This window comes from Pseudomonas cichorii, from assembly GCF_019719005.1.
GTDB classification, from domain to species: domain Bacteria; phylum Pseudomonadota; class Gammaproteobacteria; order Pseudomonadales; family Pseudomonadaceae; genus Aquipseudomonas; species Aquipseudomonas cichorii_E.
The window spans coordinates 152,590-167,357 of the sequence record NZ_JAIGPJ010000001.1 but is presented as its reverse complement, the minus strand read 5'-3'; the positions used below and the strand labels follow the sequence as shown (position 1 = coordinate 167,357).

Here is a 14,768-nt window from a genome sequence, read left to right as displayed (position 1 = left end):
TCATGCGAGCAGTATCCAGAGGCTTTACCTTGATCGAACTCATGATCGTCGTGGCGATTATCGGTATTCTGGCGGCCGTTGCTTACCCCAGTTATGTCGAGTACACAAAGCGTACTCAGCGCTCGGCCATTGCCAGCCTCCTTTCAGAGCAGACCCAGGTACTTGAGCGTTTCTTTTCGAGAAATGGCACTTACGTTGGAGTGCAAGGTTTGAGTGGCGGCAATGCTTATTACAACATCGGCTCGGTCCCCACCGCCACGGACTTCACCTTGACCGCCAGCCCTGTCGCCGGATCGCTTATGAACGGTGACAAATGCGGTAGTTTTGTCATCAAGAACACCGGGGCGATCAGCAACTCAGGCGCTACCAGCGGCGTGACAACCAAGGACTGCTGGGGACGTTAACTTCTTTTCCTTTGCCTAGAGACCAAAATGCACAAGCAACATGTAGTGATCGTCGGTGGTGGTGTTATCGGGTTGTTGACTGCCTTCAACCTTGCCGCCGAAGTGGCCAGTGTCGTGTTGCTTGATCGCTCCGGCGTCGGTCAGGAGTCTTCATGGGCAGGTGGCGGGATCGTGTCGCCACTCTATCCATGGCGCTACAGCCCGGCAGTCACCGCCCTCGCGCACTGGTCCCAGGACTTCTACCCGCATCTGGCCGAACGCCTGTTCGCCCAAACAGGCGTTGACCCTGAAGTGCATAAAACAGGTCTGTACTGGCTGGATCTGGACGATGAGCAGCAGGCCCTGGACTGGGCGGCCCGCGAGCAACGGCCGCTGAGCAGTGTCGACGTGTCGGCTGTTCATGATGCGGTGCCGGCGTTGGGGCAAGGGTATTCAAGGGCCATTTACATGGCTGATGTGGCCAATGTGCGTAACCCGCGTCTGGTGAAATCCCTCAAGGCTGCGCTGCTGGCGTTGCCCAATGTCGAGATTCGCGAGCAGTGCGAGGTCAGCGGGTTTGTGCGCGAGGGCAATATTGTTCGTGGTGTCAGCACGCAATCGGGCGATATCCTGGGCGATCGTGTCGTGCTGGCGGCGGGAGCGTGGAGCGGTGAGTTGCTCAAGACCCTGGGCCTGGAATTACCCGTCGAACCGGTCAAGGGGCAGATGATTCTCTACAAGTGCGAGTCCGATTTCCTGTCCAGCATGGTGCTGGCCAAGGGGCGTTACGCGATCCCGCGTCGTGATGGTCATATCTTGATCGGTAGCACGCTGGAGCACGAGGGCTTCGACAAGACGCCGACCACCGCAGCGCTGGAAAGCCTCAAGGCCTCGGCCATCGAATTGATCCCCGAGCTGGCCAATGCCGAGCCCGTCTCCCAGTGGGCAGGGCTGCGCCCCGGTTCGCCCGAAGGCATTCCCTTTATCGGTCCGCTGGAGGGTTTCGATGGGTTGTGGCTGAATTGCGGGCATTACCGCAATGGTCTGGTGCTGGCGCCTGCGTCCTGCCAGTTGTTGACGGATTTGCTGGTGGGGCGTGAGCCGACTATCGATCCGGCTCCTTATGTACCGGGTTTTTCGCGAATGAATTCGCTGTGAGTGGGAGCAAATTCATTCGCGAAAAGGGTTTAATCCAACCCCAACTTCTTCAACCGGTAACGCATCGATCTGAATGACAGGCTCAGGCGCTGCGCTGCCGCAGTCCGGTTCCAGCGGGTTTCTTCCAGGGCTTGCAGGATCAGTTTGCGTTCGATGCTTTCCAGGTAATCTTCCAGGTTATCGATATCGGCCAGATTGTGGCCGTCGTGTTCCTGAGGCGTACCAGACTCGGCAAGGCGAAGGTCCGAGGCGTGGATTTCATCGTTTTCGCAAAGGGTGTAAGCACGTTCCAGCATGTTTTCCAGCTCGCGAACGTTGCCGGGGAAGCGGTAGCTTTTCAGGGTTTCCAGCGCCTGAGGGTGCAGGCGTGCCGAGGCCTGACCGCAGTTGGCCGCCAGACGTTGCAGGACACTGCCGACCAGTTGGTCGATATCTTCACGCCGCTCACGCAAGGGCGGGACTCGTAGTTCGATGACGTTCAAGCGGTAATACAAATCCTGCCGGAAGCGCCCGGCAGCGACCTCGGCGTTCAAGTCCTTGTGGGTGGCGCAGAGAATGCGCACATCCACCACTTGCTCTTGCTGACCACCGACGCTGCGGATGGATTTTTCCTGAATGGCCCGCAGCAGTTTTACCTGCATGGCCAGCGGCAAGTCAGCCACTTCATCCAGAAACAGCGTGCCGTTATTGGCGGCCTGAAAGAGGCCTGGCTTGTCTTCGTGGGCGCCGGTAAAGCTGCCTTTGCGATGGCCGAAGAACTCGCTTTCCATCAGTTCGGACGGGATCGCGCCGCAGTTGACCGGCACGAAAGGCTTGTCGATACGTGGCCCTTGCTCATGAATCAGCCGGGCGACCAGTTCCTTGCCGCTCCCCGATTCACCACTGATATAGATCGGCGCCTGGCTGCGCGCCAGCTTGTCGATTTGCTTGCGCAAGGCCCGCATCGGTGGCGAGTTGCCCAGCAGGCGACTGTCGATGCTGCGTTCTGCCGGGGCGCAGGGCTTCAGACGCAAGGCGCTGCTGACCAGTTCACGAAGCCGGGTCAGGTCCACCGGTTTGGTCAGGAAGTCGAATGCCCCGGCCTTCAGTGCATGGATGGCCATATCCAGGCTGCCATGGGCGGTGATCATTGCCACGGGTGTCTGTGGGTAAACCTGCTGAATATGCTGCACCAGCTCCAGGCCATTACCGTCAGGCAGGCGCATGTCGGTCAGGCACATATCGAATGGCTCGTGGGCCAGCCACTCGCGGGCCTCGGTCACATTGCGGGCGCTGCGGGTGTCGAGTTTCATGCGGCCGAGGGTGATCTCCAGGAGTTCACGAATGTCCGGCTCATCATCGACTATCAGGATCTTTTGCCGTTGGGTCATGCTCAGCTCAACTTGAACGGGTGAGCGAAAGTGATGCGCATGCAGCTACCGCCTTCGGGGCGAAGGGTGTAATCCAGATGCGCCTGGTTGCTTTCGCACAGCTCCCGGGAAAGGTAGAGGCCAAGGCCCGTACCTTTGCTTTCTGTGGTGAAAAACGGCTCGAAGAGTTTGGCCAGATGCTGTTCGGATACGCCTGGCCCGTTATCGAGCACTTCCAGGGTCGGCAGGTCGTTTTCCTGGTTGTGGAACAGCCTCAGCCAGACCTGCGCCATTTCATGGTGTTTACCGCTGTACCGTAGTCCGTTCTGCAGCAGGTTGCTCAGCACCTGGTTCAATTGTTCCGGGTCCATGCGCGTGGTGAGCATGCCCTGGCCGATCTCGGTATGCACATTCTGGTTGGCTGGTGCCGAGCTGCGAAAGTCTGCAACGAAGTTCTCCAGCCAGGTTTTCAGGTCCAGCAGTTCGGGCTCGGTTTCGCGGCGTCTCGATAATTGCAGGACGTTCTCGATCACCACATTGATGCGTCGCGACTGATCATGAATGATCTGCCCGAGTCGTCGGTCCGGTGTTGACAGCTCTTCCGATTCATTCAGCAGTTGCGCCGCGTGGCTGACAGCGCCCAGCGGGTTGCGGATCTCATGGGCGATGCCGGCTGTCAGGCGACCCAGTGCTGCAAGCTTCAGTTGCTGGGCCTGATGGGCAACCTGCGAGAGGTCTTCCAGGAAGATCAGCGTCTGGCGCTGGTCGCCACGGTTGAGTGCGGCAAAGCTCGGTTGCAGGATCGGGCCGATGGCGGAGGTCGATATGCTGCGCGGAGCCATGATGGGGTTGATCAGCCATTGCCGGAGGCGATCCACCAGTTGTGGCGAGTATTGGTCGATGACCTGGCCGACCAGCTGCTCATGGCCCAGCAGGCTCAAGGCGCCCTGATTGGCCAGCAGCACCTGGCGGCGCGAGTCGAGCACCAGAATGCCGGTGCGCATGCGTTGCAGAATCAGGCCATTGAGCTCTTCGAGCTGGTCGACATCGGCGGCACGCTGTTCGGCCAGTACTTCGCTCACCTGCATGCGGGCGGTCAGGGCCTGTACCAGCAGGGCGGCGGCAAAGCACAAGGCACCCAGCGTACTGGCCTGCACATAGTCATTGGAGGCCAGCGGGCTGATGAAACTGATGAAGAACGTCAGGTAAATGATGCCGATGGCGGAAACAGCAGCAATCAGCAGGCCGAGGCGGCCGCGCAACAGGACATTACTGATGGCGACCGAGGCAATCAGCAGATTGCCGATACCACTTGAAGTGCCGCCCGCTGCATAGAACAGCCCTGACAACATCACCGTATCGGTCACTGCCAGGCTGAAGAGCTGTACTTTATGGCTGGGGCGCTCTAGCAGCACCACAACCAGAATGTTGAATACCAGATACAGCCAGCAGCCAGCCCGAAACAGATTCAGGTTGGCCAGTTGCAACAGTTCGGTGTCCAGGTCGCTGGAGATCAACAGCACCAGCACGATGCCAATGGTCAGTCGATAAAGGTGATACAGCCGCAGGATCCGTTGCGCTTGGGGGCTGCCGAGTGAAAGCGTCTCAGCGGTCACGAGTCGCTGGGCCTTCTAGCCTGTGCGCTTCGCTGCAAAACCATTGTTGTTCCTGGCTCAATGCACGATCACGAGGAAGATGAACGCCGCAATGGGCACAACGCACCATGGGCGATGCCACCGCTTCTGGCGGCTCTGCACGTTTTTTCGGAGCAGGTGGGTTGAGCAGGCGCTTGACGAACCACACCGCTGCCGCGATCAACGCGACCCACATAATTATGCGAATCATGACTACCAGGCTTAATGATTGAAGAGTTCGCAGTGTAGCCAAGGCGCAGGCGGGAATGAAGTAGGAGCGAATTTATTCGCGAAGAGGCCGCCATCGCGGATAAGCGGAGCGCCCACAAATGTATGGCACAAAAAAAGAGGCCCGCAGGCCTCTTCGTTGTCATCACCGGTTTCAGTCGAACATGCCGAATGTCATGTAGCTGAACCAAGAGCGGCTTTTGGTGCCTTTCGCTTCTTCGGCTTCTCTGGCCTGCTCATCCAGCTCTGCCTGGTTTTCCGGCAGCAGTTCTTTCGGGATGGCGTCCTTGGCATCCTGGTACTGCTTCTGGATGTCCTGGTTGGCGCGGGTTTCGCCCGGTGGCAGCGGTGCGCTGCCGTTGATCAGGCCCAGTGTCGCTTTCGACAGCCATGTACGGTTGTCGGCTTCGGCCTGACGAGGCGTGAACTGGCCGTCAGCCAGTTGCGGGTGGTTCGGGTAGTTGGTCTTCAGGACTTCGAGGCTGGTGGCTGCCAGCTCGTCGAGGTGCAGACGCTGATAGGACTCGACCATCACTGCCAGACCGTCGCCGACCGAAGGCGTCTCCTGGAAGTTTTCCACCACGTAGCGGCCACGGTTGGCGGCGGCGACATAAGCCTGACGGGTCAGGTAGTAGTCGGCTACGTGGATTTCGTAGGCCGCCAGCAGGTTGCGCAGGTAGATCATGCGCTGCTTGGCGTCAGGCGAATAACGGCTGTTCGGGTAGCGGCTGGTCAGTTGGGCGAACTCGTTGAACGAGTCCCGTGCAGCGCCCGGGTCACGCTTGGTCTGGTCCAGCGGCAGGAAGCGCGCCAGCAGGCCGACGTCCTGGTCGAAGGAGGTCAGGCCCTTCATGTAGTACGCGTAATCGACGTTGGGGTGCTGCGGGTGCAAACGAATGAAGCGCTCGGCAGCGGATTTGGCTGCTTCGGGCTCACTGTTCTTGTAGTTCGAGTAGATCAGTTCGAGTTGTGCCTGATCGGCATAGCGACCGAACGGATAGCGTGACTCCAGCGCCTTGAGTTTTTCGGTGGCGCTGTTGTAGCTGTTGTTGTCCAGGTCGGCCTGCGCCTGCTGGTACAGCTCGACTTCACTGAGGTTCTCGTCGATGACTTCCTTCGACGAACAGGCCGCAGTCAGTGCGAGGATGGCGATCAGCAGCAGGTGTTTCACTTGCATGGCGGCTTGCGTCCCTATAACGGCCTGCTGTCTTGGGCGGGGCCGTCCTGTTATGATGAGCGCCCCGCAAGACCCGCGGGGCAAAAGACGCCGTATTTAACCACAAGCGCGCTGCCGAAACCAAAGGCTAGCCGCGCCTTCTAGTCTGGCCATGTCCGAAAATATAGAACTTCGCGCAGAGGTGCCGTCCGAATTGGGCGGTCAACGCCTCGATCAAGTCGCCGCACAATTATTCGCAGAGCACTCGCGCTCGCGCCTTTCCGCCTGGATCAAGGACGGCCGTCTGACTGTGGACGGCGGTGTCCTGCGCCCGCGTGACATCGTTCACGGTGGCTCCGTCCTGCAACTTATTGCCGAGCAGGAAGCTCAGGGCGAGTGGGTTGCCCAGGATATCGAGCTGGATATCGTCTACGAAGACGACCAGATCCTGGTGATCAACAAGCCTGCCGGTCTCGTGGTGCATCCTGCCGCGGGTCATGCCGACGGCACTTTGCTCAATGCCTTGCTGCATCACGTTCCCGACATCATCAACGTGCCGCGTGCTGGCATCGTGCATCGTCTGGACAAGGACACCACAGGCCTGATGGTGGTCGCCAAGACGCTCCAGGCTCAGACACAACTGGTCACGCAGCTGCAAAGCCGCAGTGTCAGTCGTATCTATGAATGCATCGTCATCGGTGTCGTCACCGCTGGCGGCAAGATCGATGCGCCGATCGGGCGTCATGGCCAGCAGCGTCAGCGCATGGCTGTGATGGAAGGCGGCAAGCAGGCGGTCAGTCATTATCGCGTACTTGAGCGCTTCCGCTCCCACACTCACGTGCGGGTCAAGCTGGAAACCGGTCGTACTCACCAGATTCGCGTACACATGGCGCACATCAACTACCCGTTGGTGGGCGATCCTGCCTATGGCGGTCGCTTCCGTATCCCGCCAGCGGCCAGCCAGACCATGGTCGAGTCGTTGAAGACGTTCCCGCGTCAGGCGCTGCATGCCCGTTTCCTTGAGCTGGATCACCCGGTCACAGGCCAGCGCATGAGCTGGGAGTCGCCGCTGCCTGACGATTTCGTCTGGTTGCTGTCGTTGCTCAAGCAGGACCGTGAGGCGTTTGTCGGGTGAGTGACTGGCTGACTCCAGACTGGCCTGCGCCTGCGCACGTCAGATCCTGCATCACCACCCGTTCGGGCGGGGCCAGCCAGGCGCCGTTCGACAGCTTCAATCTGGGCGATCACGTGGGCGACGATCCGCAAGCGGTCGCCAGCAACCGTCAATACCTGTCCTCACAGCTGAATGTGCAGCCTGCCTGGTTGCGTCAGGTACACGGCGTCGCAGTTTCGCATGCCGATCCTGCTTCGGTGGCCGAGGCCGACGCAAGCTGGACCGACACGCCGGGCATTGCCTGCACCATCATGACCGCCGATTGCCTGCCTGCTCTGTTCTGCAATCGTGAGGGCACTCGTGTCGCCGCAGCGCATGCTGGCTGGCGAGGGCTTGCGGCAGGTGTGCTCGAGGCTACGGCCGACAGTTTGCGTGTTGCCCCTGAAGACATCATGGTCTGGCTCGGCCCGGCCATCGGGCAGCCTTCTTTCGAGGTCGGCCCGGAAGTCCGTGAAACCTTCATGGCGACCCATCCGCAAACGGCCGATGCCTTTATCCCAAGCGTCAACGCCGGGCGTTTCATGGCCGATATCTACGTCCTTGCGCGTTTGCGCCTTGCCGCCTATGGTGTTTTATCAGTCCATGGTGGCGGGCTGGATACCTTCACTGACTCGCGTTTCTTTTCCTACCGCCGCAGTGCCACCACGGGCCGTTTCGCCTCGCTGATCTGGATCGATCAAGCCTGATTGCAGTCCGCTTCAGCGTCAGGCTGATATGCATCAATCAAGTCAAACTTGAAACCCGCAGAATCGTCCGCATCTAACTGACTATCCAGCAGGTTTTCGTTATAGGTGTGTTCATTGCTCCGGCCTGCTCTGAAGGAAGGTGACTAATGCGTATCGATAGATTGACCAGCAAATTGCAACTGGCCTTATCAGATTCCCAATCGCTGGCCGTTGGCATGGATCATCCAGCCATTGAGCCCGCGCACTTGATGCATGCCCTGCTCGAACAGCAAGGCGGCTCCATCAAGCCTCTATTGCTGCAGGTAGGTTTTGATATCAACAGCCTGCGCAAGGAGTTGAGCAAAGAGCTCGACCATCTGCCGAAGATTCAGAACCCTACCGGCGACGTCAACATGTCCCAGGATCTGGCGCGCCTGCTCAATCAGGCGGATCGTCTGGCGCAACAGAAGGGCGATCAGTTCATTTCCAGTGAACTGGTGCTGCTCGCCGCCATGGACGAGAACAGCAAGCTGGGCAAGTTGTTGCTTGGTCAGGGCGTGAGCAAGAAGGCGCTTGAGAACGCCATCAATAACCTGCGCGGTGACGGCGCGATCAATGACCCCAACGTCGAGGAGTCGCGTCAGGCGCTGGACAAGTACACCGTTGACCTGACCAAGCGCGCCGAAGAAGGCAAGCTTGATCCGGTGATCGGGCGCGACGACGAGATTCGCCGCACCATTCAGGTTCTGCAACGGCGTACCAAGAACAACCCGGTGCTGATCGGCGAACCCGGCGTGGGCAAGACCGCCATTGCCGAAGGCCTGGCGCAGCGCATCATCAACGGCGAAGTGCCGGACGGCCTCAAAGGCAAGCGTCTGCTGTCGCTGGACATGGGGTCATTGATTGCCGGTGCAAAATACCGTGGCGAGTTCGAGGAGCGCCTGAAGTCGCTGCTCAATGAGCTGAGCAAGCAGGAAGGCCAGATCATCCTGTTCATCGACGAATTGCACACCATGGTCGGCGCCGGTAAAGGCGAGGGCTCGATGGATGCGGGCAATATGCTCAAGCCGGCTCTGGCCCGTGGCGAGCTGCATTGCGTCGGTGCGACCACGCTCAACGAGTATCGCCAATATATAGAGAAGGACGCCGCCCTTGAGCGCCGCTTCCAGAAAGTGCTGGTGGAAGAACCCAGCGAAGAAGACACCATCGCCATCCTGCGTGGTTTGAAAGAACGTTATGAGGTCCACCATAAAGTCGGGATTACCGACGGTGCGATCATCGCGGCTGCGAAGCTGAGCCATCGCTATATCACCGATCGTCAGTTGCCGGACAAGGCCATCGACCTGATCGACGAAGCTGCCAGCCGTATTCGCATGGAAATCGACTCCAAGCCTGAAGTGCTGGATCGTCTTGAGCGTCGCCTGATCCAGTTGAAGGTCGAATCCCAGGCCCTCAAGAAGGAAAAGGACGAAGCCGCGATCAAGCGTCTGGAGAAGCTGCAACTCGATATCGAGCGCATGGAGCGTGAATACGCTGACCTCGAAGAAGTCTGGGCTTCGGAGAAGGCCGAAGTGACTGGCTCGGCTCAAATCCAGCAGAAAATCGAGCAGTCGCGTCAGGAACTGGAGGCGGCACGCCGTCGCGGTGACCTGAACCGCATGGCTGAATTGCAGTACGGCATCATTCCTGATCTGGAACGCAGCCTGCAAATGGTCGATCAGCACGGCAAGCCGGAAAACCAGCTGCTGCGCAGCCGCGTGACCGAGGAAGAAATTGCCGAAGTCGTCTCCAAGTGGACCGGCATCCCTGTCTCGAAAATGCTTGAAGGCGAGCGTGAGAAGCTGCTGAAGATGGAAAGCCTGCTGCACAAGCGCGTCATCGGCCAGAGCGAAGCCGTGGTGGCGGTGGCCAGTGCCGTGCGCCGTTCCCGTGCCGGCCTGTCCGATCCCAATCGCCCGAGCGGTTCGTTCATGTTCCTGGGCCCGACCGGCGTCGGCAAGACCGAGCTGTGCAAGGCGCTGGCGGAGTTTCTGTTCGATACCGAAGAGGCCATGGTGCGGATCGACATGTCCGAGTTCATGGAGAAACACTCCGTCGCTCGCCTGATCGGTGCGCCACCGGGTTACGTCGGTTATGAAGAGGGCGGTTACCTGACCGAGGCGGTGCGTCGCAAGCCGTATTCGGTGATCCTGCTCGATGAGGTCGAAAAGGCCCACGCCGACGTCTTCAACATTCTGCTGCAAGTGCTGGAGGATGGGCGCCTGACAGACAGTCATGGTCGTACGGTGGACTTCCGTAATACCGTGATCGTCATGACGTCCAACCTGGGGTCGGCGCAGATCCAGGAACTGGTGGGTGATCGTGAAGCCCAGCGCGCTGCGGTGATGGATGCGGTCAGTACGCATTTCCGTCCGGAGTTCATCAACCGTATCGACGAAGTGGTGATTTTCGAGCCGCTGGCGCGGGATCAGATCGCGGGCATTACGGAAATTCAGCTGGGACGTCTGCGCAGCCGCCTTGCGGAGCGCGAGCTTTCCCTGACGCTGAGCCCCGAAGCCCTCGACAAGCTGATTGCCATTGGCTACGACCCGGTTTATGGCGCACGGCCTCTCAAGCGTGCGATCCAGCGCTGGATCGAAAACCCGCTGGCTCAGTTGATCCTGTCGGGCAGCCTCGTGCCTGGCTCCAGCATCACCGGCAAGGTGGTGGATGACGAGATCGTGTTTGGCTGATCGCTTCTATATATAGCTGAACGCAAGGGCTCTCCAGGTGAGGGCCCTTTTTTATCGTGGAGGCTGGAGGCAGGAAATCGGGTTTGCGGGTGGCGTGCAGGCGATCTGAAAAAAAATCGCAAATCATTGTCTTAAAAGCAATTTAGAGGGTTGACAGGTGTTTTTGAAAATGTAGAATAGCGCGCCTCAGAGACGTGAACGCAACGTTGCAAACGAAGCGGGCAAGGTCAAAGAGGTTGAATCAACGAGTTAACAGCGAGTTGATTCAAGGCAGTAAGTTGAATCTGAAGTCCGAAGTTCCGCGATAGCTCAGTTGGTAGAGCAAGTGACTGTTAATCACTGGGTCCCTGGTTCGAGTCCAGGTCGTGGAGCCAGATTTCACAAGGTTCAATGCAGTAGTTTCAGTCGGGGTATAGCGCAGTCCGGTAGCGCGCCTGCTTTGGGAGCAGGATGTCAGGAGTTCGAATCCCCTTACCCCGACCATAATTTGGGTCGTTAGCTCAGTTGGTAGAGCAGTTGGCTTTTAACCAATTGGTCGTAGGTTCGAATCCCACACGACCCACCATTTTTGGCTTCAAAGTGATCTTTGAGGCCGAATCTTAAAGATCTGATGCCATTAGCATCAAATCGCAGGCAGCTTGTTGAGGTGTCTTGATTTCAACGGGGTATAGCGCAGTCCGGTAGCGCGCCTGCTTTGGGAGCAGGATGTCAGGAGTTCGAATCCCCTTACCCCGACCATACATCAGCACAGAAGTAGAGATTTTACTTCTGATGCGAACTGAAAAGTGCCTGGCCTTAGCGTAACTGCTGAAGCTGGGCATTTTTCTTTTGTGCGCTATAAAAATCAGCGCACTGTGCAAGGAAGCATCGCCGCTGCTCATGCAAGAGGCGGCTACTTTATTTCCAGGTAAGGAATATCCATGAGTACCAGCTTATTCAAACGCCCCGAGTTTTTTGCACTGATTGCCGCGATTCTGAACGGCACTATCGGTGTTTTCACCCGTATGGGCTTCGCACACGGGGCAACCTCCAATCAGATCGCATTCTGGAAATGCTTCGCAGCCTTTCTGGTCATTGCCCTCTATTGCGCTACCAGCCAGGCTCGCAGGCGAGAAACCCTCGCGCTGACCAGCAAGTGGCCTCAATTCGCCGTGCTCGCCTTTCTGGGAATATTCTGCCTCTACTTTTTTGAGACATGGGCCTTTGAAGAGGCTTCCATACCGCTGGTAGCGTTTCTGCTTTACGCCGCTGGCGCAATGACCATCGTTCTGTCTGCCATTTTCCTGGGTGAGCGAATCGGGCTGTACAAAGTCATCGCTTTTGCAGCCATCCTTACGGGCGTCTATCTGATTCTGAGCTACGAAGGCGAGATCAGCGGCAGCTACCTTGGCATCACCCTCGCGCTGCTGGGTGGCCTGGGTTATGCCTTGTTCATCTTCACTTCCAAATTGATGAACGTGGGGAGTGGATTGCCACAACTGGCCTGGCTCTTTGGTTTTGGCAGTCTTTATCTGCTGGTGCCTTTGCTCAGAGAAGGATTTGCCATTCCAGATGGTATTGCTCTGCTGGCCATCGCTGCTCTGGTATTGCTGCCCACTATTGGCGGTTTTTACTTCACGACCAAGGCTGTAGATCAGGGCGAGGCGAGCAAGGTGCAGATCATTGAAACCAGTGATCCACTTTTTGCCACCCTGTTTGCATTCTCTTTCTTTGGGGAATCGTTGGGGCTTGCAGGGACAATCGGTGCGCTGTGCATCATGGCTGGCTTGATATTGGCGATGAAAAAGAACACGCCTCCTGCTGTAATCGCCGCACAATAAACAGTTTCGCGAATGAATTCGATCCTGCACGGTGCTTTGAGAACGGCGTAGGAGCGAATTCATTCGCGAAAGGCCCGATACCCGATAAAAATCACCCGAAGTATTCTTATAAAAAGAAGTTATAAGGTTATTTGCGTGGAAAATAAACTCTGAAAAATCACACGTCAGTGTAATGTTTCTTTACAGAACCACTTGTCAGTCGAAGTATATTCCATGCTGGAATAATCATGTTGAAAAATGGTAGTTGCCAAATATTAGCCTGTGATTATTATCTACTTTAAATTTTCACAAGAAATAAAACACGCCTGACGACACGATCAAATGGCGTTAAAACTCACCATTTTCAATGGAGGTCCACAAGATCTGGAGTTTCTCACAGGGCCACAAGTCTGGGTGAGGGTTGCGATAATTCCTCAGCGGTTTCGCTGAGGAATTATCGGCAAATAGAGGCTGTATAAAAAGCTACTGAGTCACAGGGGTGGATTTTGTTGTCCTGCAAAACCAGACGCCCAGCAAGGAAAGAATAAACCCGGCAATCTGTACCGGCACGAGTTTATCTCCAAAAATGGCCCATGCTTCTAACGCTGCCAAGGGCGGGGCGAGTAGCAATAGAGATGTTGTTCTGGTCATGTCCCCGTTTCTAACCAGCCAGACCAGGGACAGTGTTCCCAGCCCTGACAAGACCAGAACGGCCCAGGTAATAGAAAATATAAAACGATCATTAATGATCAGGTGCGACTCGCCAAGGAAGACGATAAAGATCAGTGCGGCAACAGCCGAAAACAGGTTCTGTATGGCCATGGAGGGTAAAAGTTCGGATTTCCCGAGTGAGGTTTTTTGCAGGATTGTGCCAAACGTTATTGCGAAAACGGAAAGGATGGCAACCAGCAGAACTGAAAACGAGTAATCAATATGATTGCCTGTTTGAAACGAAGGTGACAGCACAAGGGTTACACCGCACAGCCCAATAAAGATACCCAGGGCTTGAAGGGGCACGATTCTTCCTTTCAGAAAGGCTATCGAAATCACGACCGTCAGCAGCGGCTGCAACGCGCCTAGCAGGGCCATCAGAGCGGCGGGCAATCCTTTTGAAATGGCCCAGTAACTTCCGCCCAGATACAAGGCGTTAATGAGCAGCCCCGCCAATATGTGTTTGCGCCATTCATCAAGTGGCGGCCATATTTTTTTCAGCAGGGCTGCGGCGAGGGTAAACAGTAAAAAGGAAAGAAAAAAACGAATGGCAAGGAAAATGTTGGGGGACGCGGAACCCACGATCATTCTTCCAACGATAAACCCGGTGGACCACAGTACAACGCACAGGCAGGAAACAAGCAGAACGGCATTGTTATGGAACTTGGTTTTTAACATGTTCTTCCCTGAAAGCATCAAGTGGTCAGCGATTTTGAGTTCGGCTTTTCGGATTGTCAATGGTGTAGGAGGCGTGAATTCTGGCAAGTAATTAATCTACGTATCATCGTGGTGTGCAGTTTTAGTGATATCAAACTCATCAGTGCATGGCAGCATTAATTTAAAAGAGGTTTAAAATGGGTAGTTTCAATCTGGTCAGTTTTTTGTCGGAAATAAAATCCGCTTACGTCAAGGAAAGCTTTGTTTCCCTTGACGGGGCTGATGTCACGAAAATAGTAAAAGGGTTGGGGGCCACGGATGAGGATCTGGAAAGCCTCAAACGTGTCAGTGATAACTTACCCCCTGACCCAACGTTGCCTTTTCGAGAGTCCAGAAATGGTCGTTTTGAACTGGACTTCGCCAACTCGAAAATCAACAGGATCGAGTTTCAACCTTTTGTCCTCTCTGTCCAGGAGGACTTTGTTCGCCACGATTCGGGGAAAATAAGAGAGTTCAGGGGGATCGGTGACGACTTGCAATTGAACCGCGCGTTTCAGGCGCTGCTTCTGTTCAAGGCATTTCTCATCAAGAACACTTCCATTACACCAAGGCCAAGCCTTGATTATGATTCCACCAGCCTGGTGTCAACGGTGTTCAATTTGAGAACCATCACGACGCCGCAATTGCTTGGGGAGCCGGCTCTTGAGGGTGTACATGCCGATGGGGTCGACCATACGATGACGACGCTGTTGGGCAAAGAGAATATTACGGATAACAGTGCCATTACGTTTATCCATGACAACAGAGAAAAGAATGGCACCCGATGGAACGAGGCCAGCCCCGAATATCGCCTGGGGCAGGCGCAGCACAAAAATTTTCTGGATACATTGCTGATCGTCGATCACAAGAGAAAGCACAGTCTTTCGCCTGTTCATGCGGCCGTGAGTGATTCACGAGCCACGCGAGACATGCTGATTTTCTTTACACGGCACCCGACCAAGAAAGGGCATATTTCCAACCCCTATGACTCTTTCAACCCGCATAAAGAGATTCCGCTGTCGATTAACTATCCAGAGTTCATTGCGTAAGTACTTTGCTTGAAGCTTGAAGGTGGTGCCCTTC

12 protein-coding genes and 4 tRNA genes are annotated in these 14,768 nt (G+C 56.3%); 11 read left to right on the top strand and 5 right to left on the bottom strand.

Features of this window, described 5'->3' with window-relative positions; genetic code table 11:
- Positions 1-2 precede the first annotated feature (2 nt).
- Positions 3-404, top strand: a complete 402-nt coding sequence (locus K5D32_RS00740) for a type IV pilin protein (protein WP_221599014.1) — start codon at positions 3-5, stop codon at positions 402-404.
- Between the two features lie 27 nt (positions 405-431).
- Positions 432-1,541, top strand: a complete 1,110-nt coding sequence (gene thiO, locus K5D32_RS00735; RefSeq protein ID WP_221599013.1) for a glycine oxidase ThiO — start codon at positions 432-434, stop codon at positions 1,539-1,541.
- A 29-nt stretch (positions 1,542-1,570) separates the two neighbouring features.
- On the opposite strand, the gene K5D32_RS00730 is transcribed toward thiO, so the two are convergent.
- The 4 genes from K5D32_RS00730 to K5D32_RS00715 form a co-directional block, all read right to left on the bottom strand.
- Positions 1,571-2,911 (bottom strand): sigma-54 dependent transcriptional regulator, encoded by a 1,341-nt coding sequence (locus K5D32_RS00730; protein ID WP_221599012.1) that lies wholly within the window; start codon positions 2,909-2,911, stop codon positions 1,571-1,573.
- 2 nt (positions 2,912-2,913) lie between these two features.
- Positions 2,914-4,506, bottom strand: coding sequence for a PAS domain-containing sensor histidine kinase (locus K5D32_RS00725; protein ID WP_221599011.1), 1,593 nt, complete (start codon positions 4,504-4,506; stop codon positions 2,914-2,916).
- Positions 4,496-4,735 (bottom strand): PP0621 family protein, encoded by a 240-nt coding sequence (locus K5D32_RS00720; protein ID WP_038400034.1) that lies wholly within the window; start codon positions 4,733-4,735, stop codon positions 4,496-4,498. The genes K5D32_RS00725 and K5D32_RS00720 overlap by 11 nt, the downstream gene beginning before the upstream one ends.
- A 171-nt stretch (positions 4,736-4,906) precedes the next feature.
- Positions 4,907-5,929 (bottom strand): outer membrane protein assembly factor BamD, encoded by a 1,023-nt coding sequence (locus K5D32_RS00715; protein WP_095067761.1) that lies wholly within the window; start codon positions 5,927-5,929, stop codon positions 4,907-4,909.
- A gap of 151 nt (positions 5,930-6,080) precedes the next feature.
- On the opposite strand from K5D32_RS00715, the gene rluD reads away from it, so the two are divergent.
- The 8 genes from rluD (at position 6,081) to K5D32_RS00675 (ending at position 12,299) form a co-directional block, all read left to right on the top strand.
- Positions 6,081-7,043: a 23S rRNA pseudouridine(1911/1915/1917) synthase RluD gene (rluD, locus tag K5D32_RS00710; protein ID WP_221576575.1), complete on the top strand. Its 963-nt coding sequence runs from the start codon at positions 6,081-6,083 to the stop codon at positions 7,041-7,043.
- The gene (gene pgeF, locus K5D32_RS00705; RefSeq protein WP_221599010.1) at positions 7,040-7,768 is read left to right on the top strand and encodes a peptidoglycan editing factor PgeF; all 729 of its coding nucleotides are present in this window, start codon (positions 7,040-7,042) and stop codon (positions 7,766-7,768) included. The genes rluD and pgeF overlap by 4 nt, the downstream gene beginning before the upstream one ends.
- Positions 7,769-7,914: 146 nt before the next feature.
- The gene (clpB, locus tag K5D32_RS00700) at positions 7,915-10,479 is read left to right on the top strand and encodes an ATP-dependent chaperone ClpB (RefSeq protein ID WP_221599009.1); all 2,565 of its coding nucleotides are present in this window, start codon (positions 7,915-7,917) and stop codon (positions 10,477-10,479) included.
- 298 nt (positions 10,480-10,777) lie between these two features.
- Positions 10,778-10,853 (top strand) — tRNA-Asn (locus K5D32_RS00695).
- 32 nt (positions 10,854-10,885) lie between these two features.
- Positions 10,886-10,962 (top strand) — tRNA-Pro (locus K5D32_RS00690).
- Positions 10,963-10,968: 6 nt separating this feature from the next.
- Positions 10,969-11,044, top strand: a tRNA-Lys gene (locus K5D32_RS00685).
- 96 nt (positions 11,045-11,140) lie between these two features.
- Positions 11,141-11,217, top strand: a tRNA-Pro gene (locus K5D32_RS00680).
- A 182-nt stretch (positions 11,218-11,399) separates the two neighbouring features.
- On the top strand, positions 11,400-12,299 hold the full coding sequence (locus tag K5D32_RS00675; protein ID WP_221576572.1) for a DMT family transporter: 900 nt from the start codon (positions 11,400-11,402) through the stop codon (positions 12,297-12,299).
- 462 nt (positions 12,300-12,761) lie between these two features.
- Here K5D32_RS00675 and K5D32_RS00670 read toward each other — a convergent pair whose 3' ends face one another.
- Positions 12,762-13,667, bottom strand: a complete 906-nt coding sequence (locus K5D32_RS00670; protein ID WP_221599008.1) for a DMT family transporter — start codon at positions 13,665-13,667, stop codon at positions 12,762-12,764.
- Positions 13,668-13,843: 176 nt separating this feature from the next.
- Here K5D32_RS00670 and K5D32_RS00665 point away from each other — a divergent pair, with 176 nt between their 5' ends.
- Positions 13,844-14,734, top strand: coding sequence for a 2OG-Fe dioxygenase family protein (locus tag K5D32_RS00665; protein ID WP_221576570.1), 891 nt, complete (start codon positions 13,844-13,846; stop codon positions 14,732-14,734).
- Positions 14,735-14,768: the final 34 nt, after the last annotated feature.

Coding starts and splice junctions, on each gene's coding strand:
- K5D32_RS00670 (WP_221599008.1), bottom strand. CDS start 13,667: ATGTTAAAAACCAAGTTCCATAACAATGCCGTTCTGCTTGTTTCCTGC.
- thiO (WP_221599013.1), top strand. CDS start 432: ATGCACAAGCAACATGTAGTGATCGTCGGTGGTGGTGTTATCGGGTTG.
- K5D32_RS00715 (WP_095067761.1), bottom strand. CDS start 5,929: ATGCAAGTGAAACACCTGCTGCTGATCGCCATCCTCGCACTGACTGCG.
- clpB (WP_221599009.1), top strand. CDS start 7,915: ATGCGTATCGATAGATTGACCAGCAAATTGCAACTGGCCTTATCAGAT.
- K5D32_RS00720 (WP_038400034.1), bottom strand. CDS start 4,735: ATGATTCGCATAATTATGTGGGTCGCGTTGATCGCGGCAGCGGTGTGG.
- K5D32_RS00665 (WP_221576570.1), top strand. CDS start 13,844: ATGGGTAGTTTCAATCTGGTCAGTTTTTTGTCGGAAATAAAATCCGCT.
- rluD (WP_221576575.1), top strand. CDS start 6,081: ATGTCCGAAAATATAGAACTTCGCGCAGAGGTGCCGTCCGAATTGGGC.
- K5D32_RS00730 (WP_221599012.1), bottom strand. CDS start 2,911: ATGACCCAACGGCAAAAGATCCTGATAGTCGATGATGAGCCGGACATT.
- K5D32_RS00675 (WP_221576572.1), top strand. CDS start 11,400: ATGAGTACCAGCTTATTCAAACGCCCCGAGTTTTTTGCACTGATTGCC.
- K5D32_RS00740 (WP_221599014.1), top strand. CDS start 3: ATGCGAGCAGTATCCAGAGGCTTTACCTTGATCGAACTCATGATCGTC.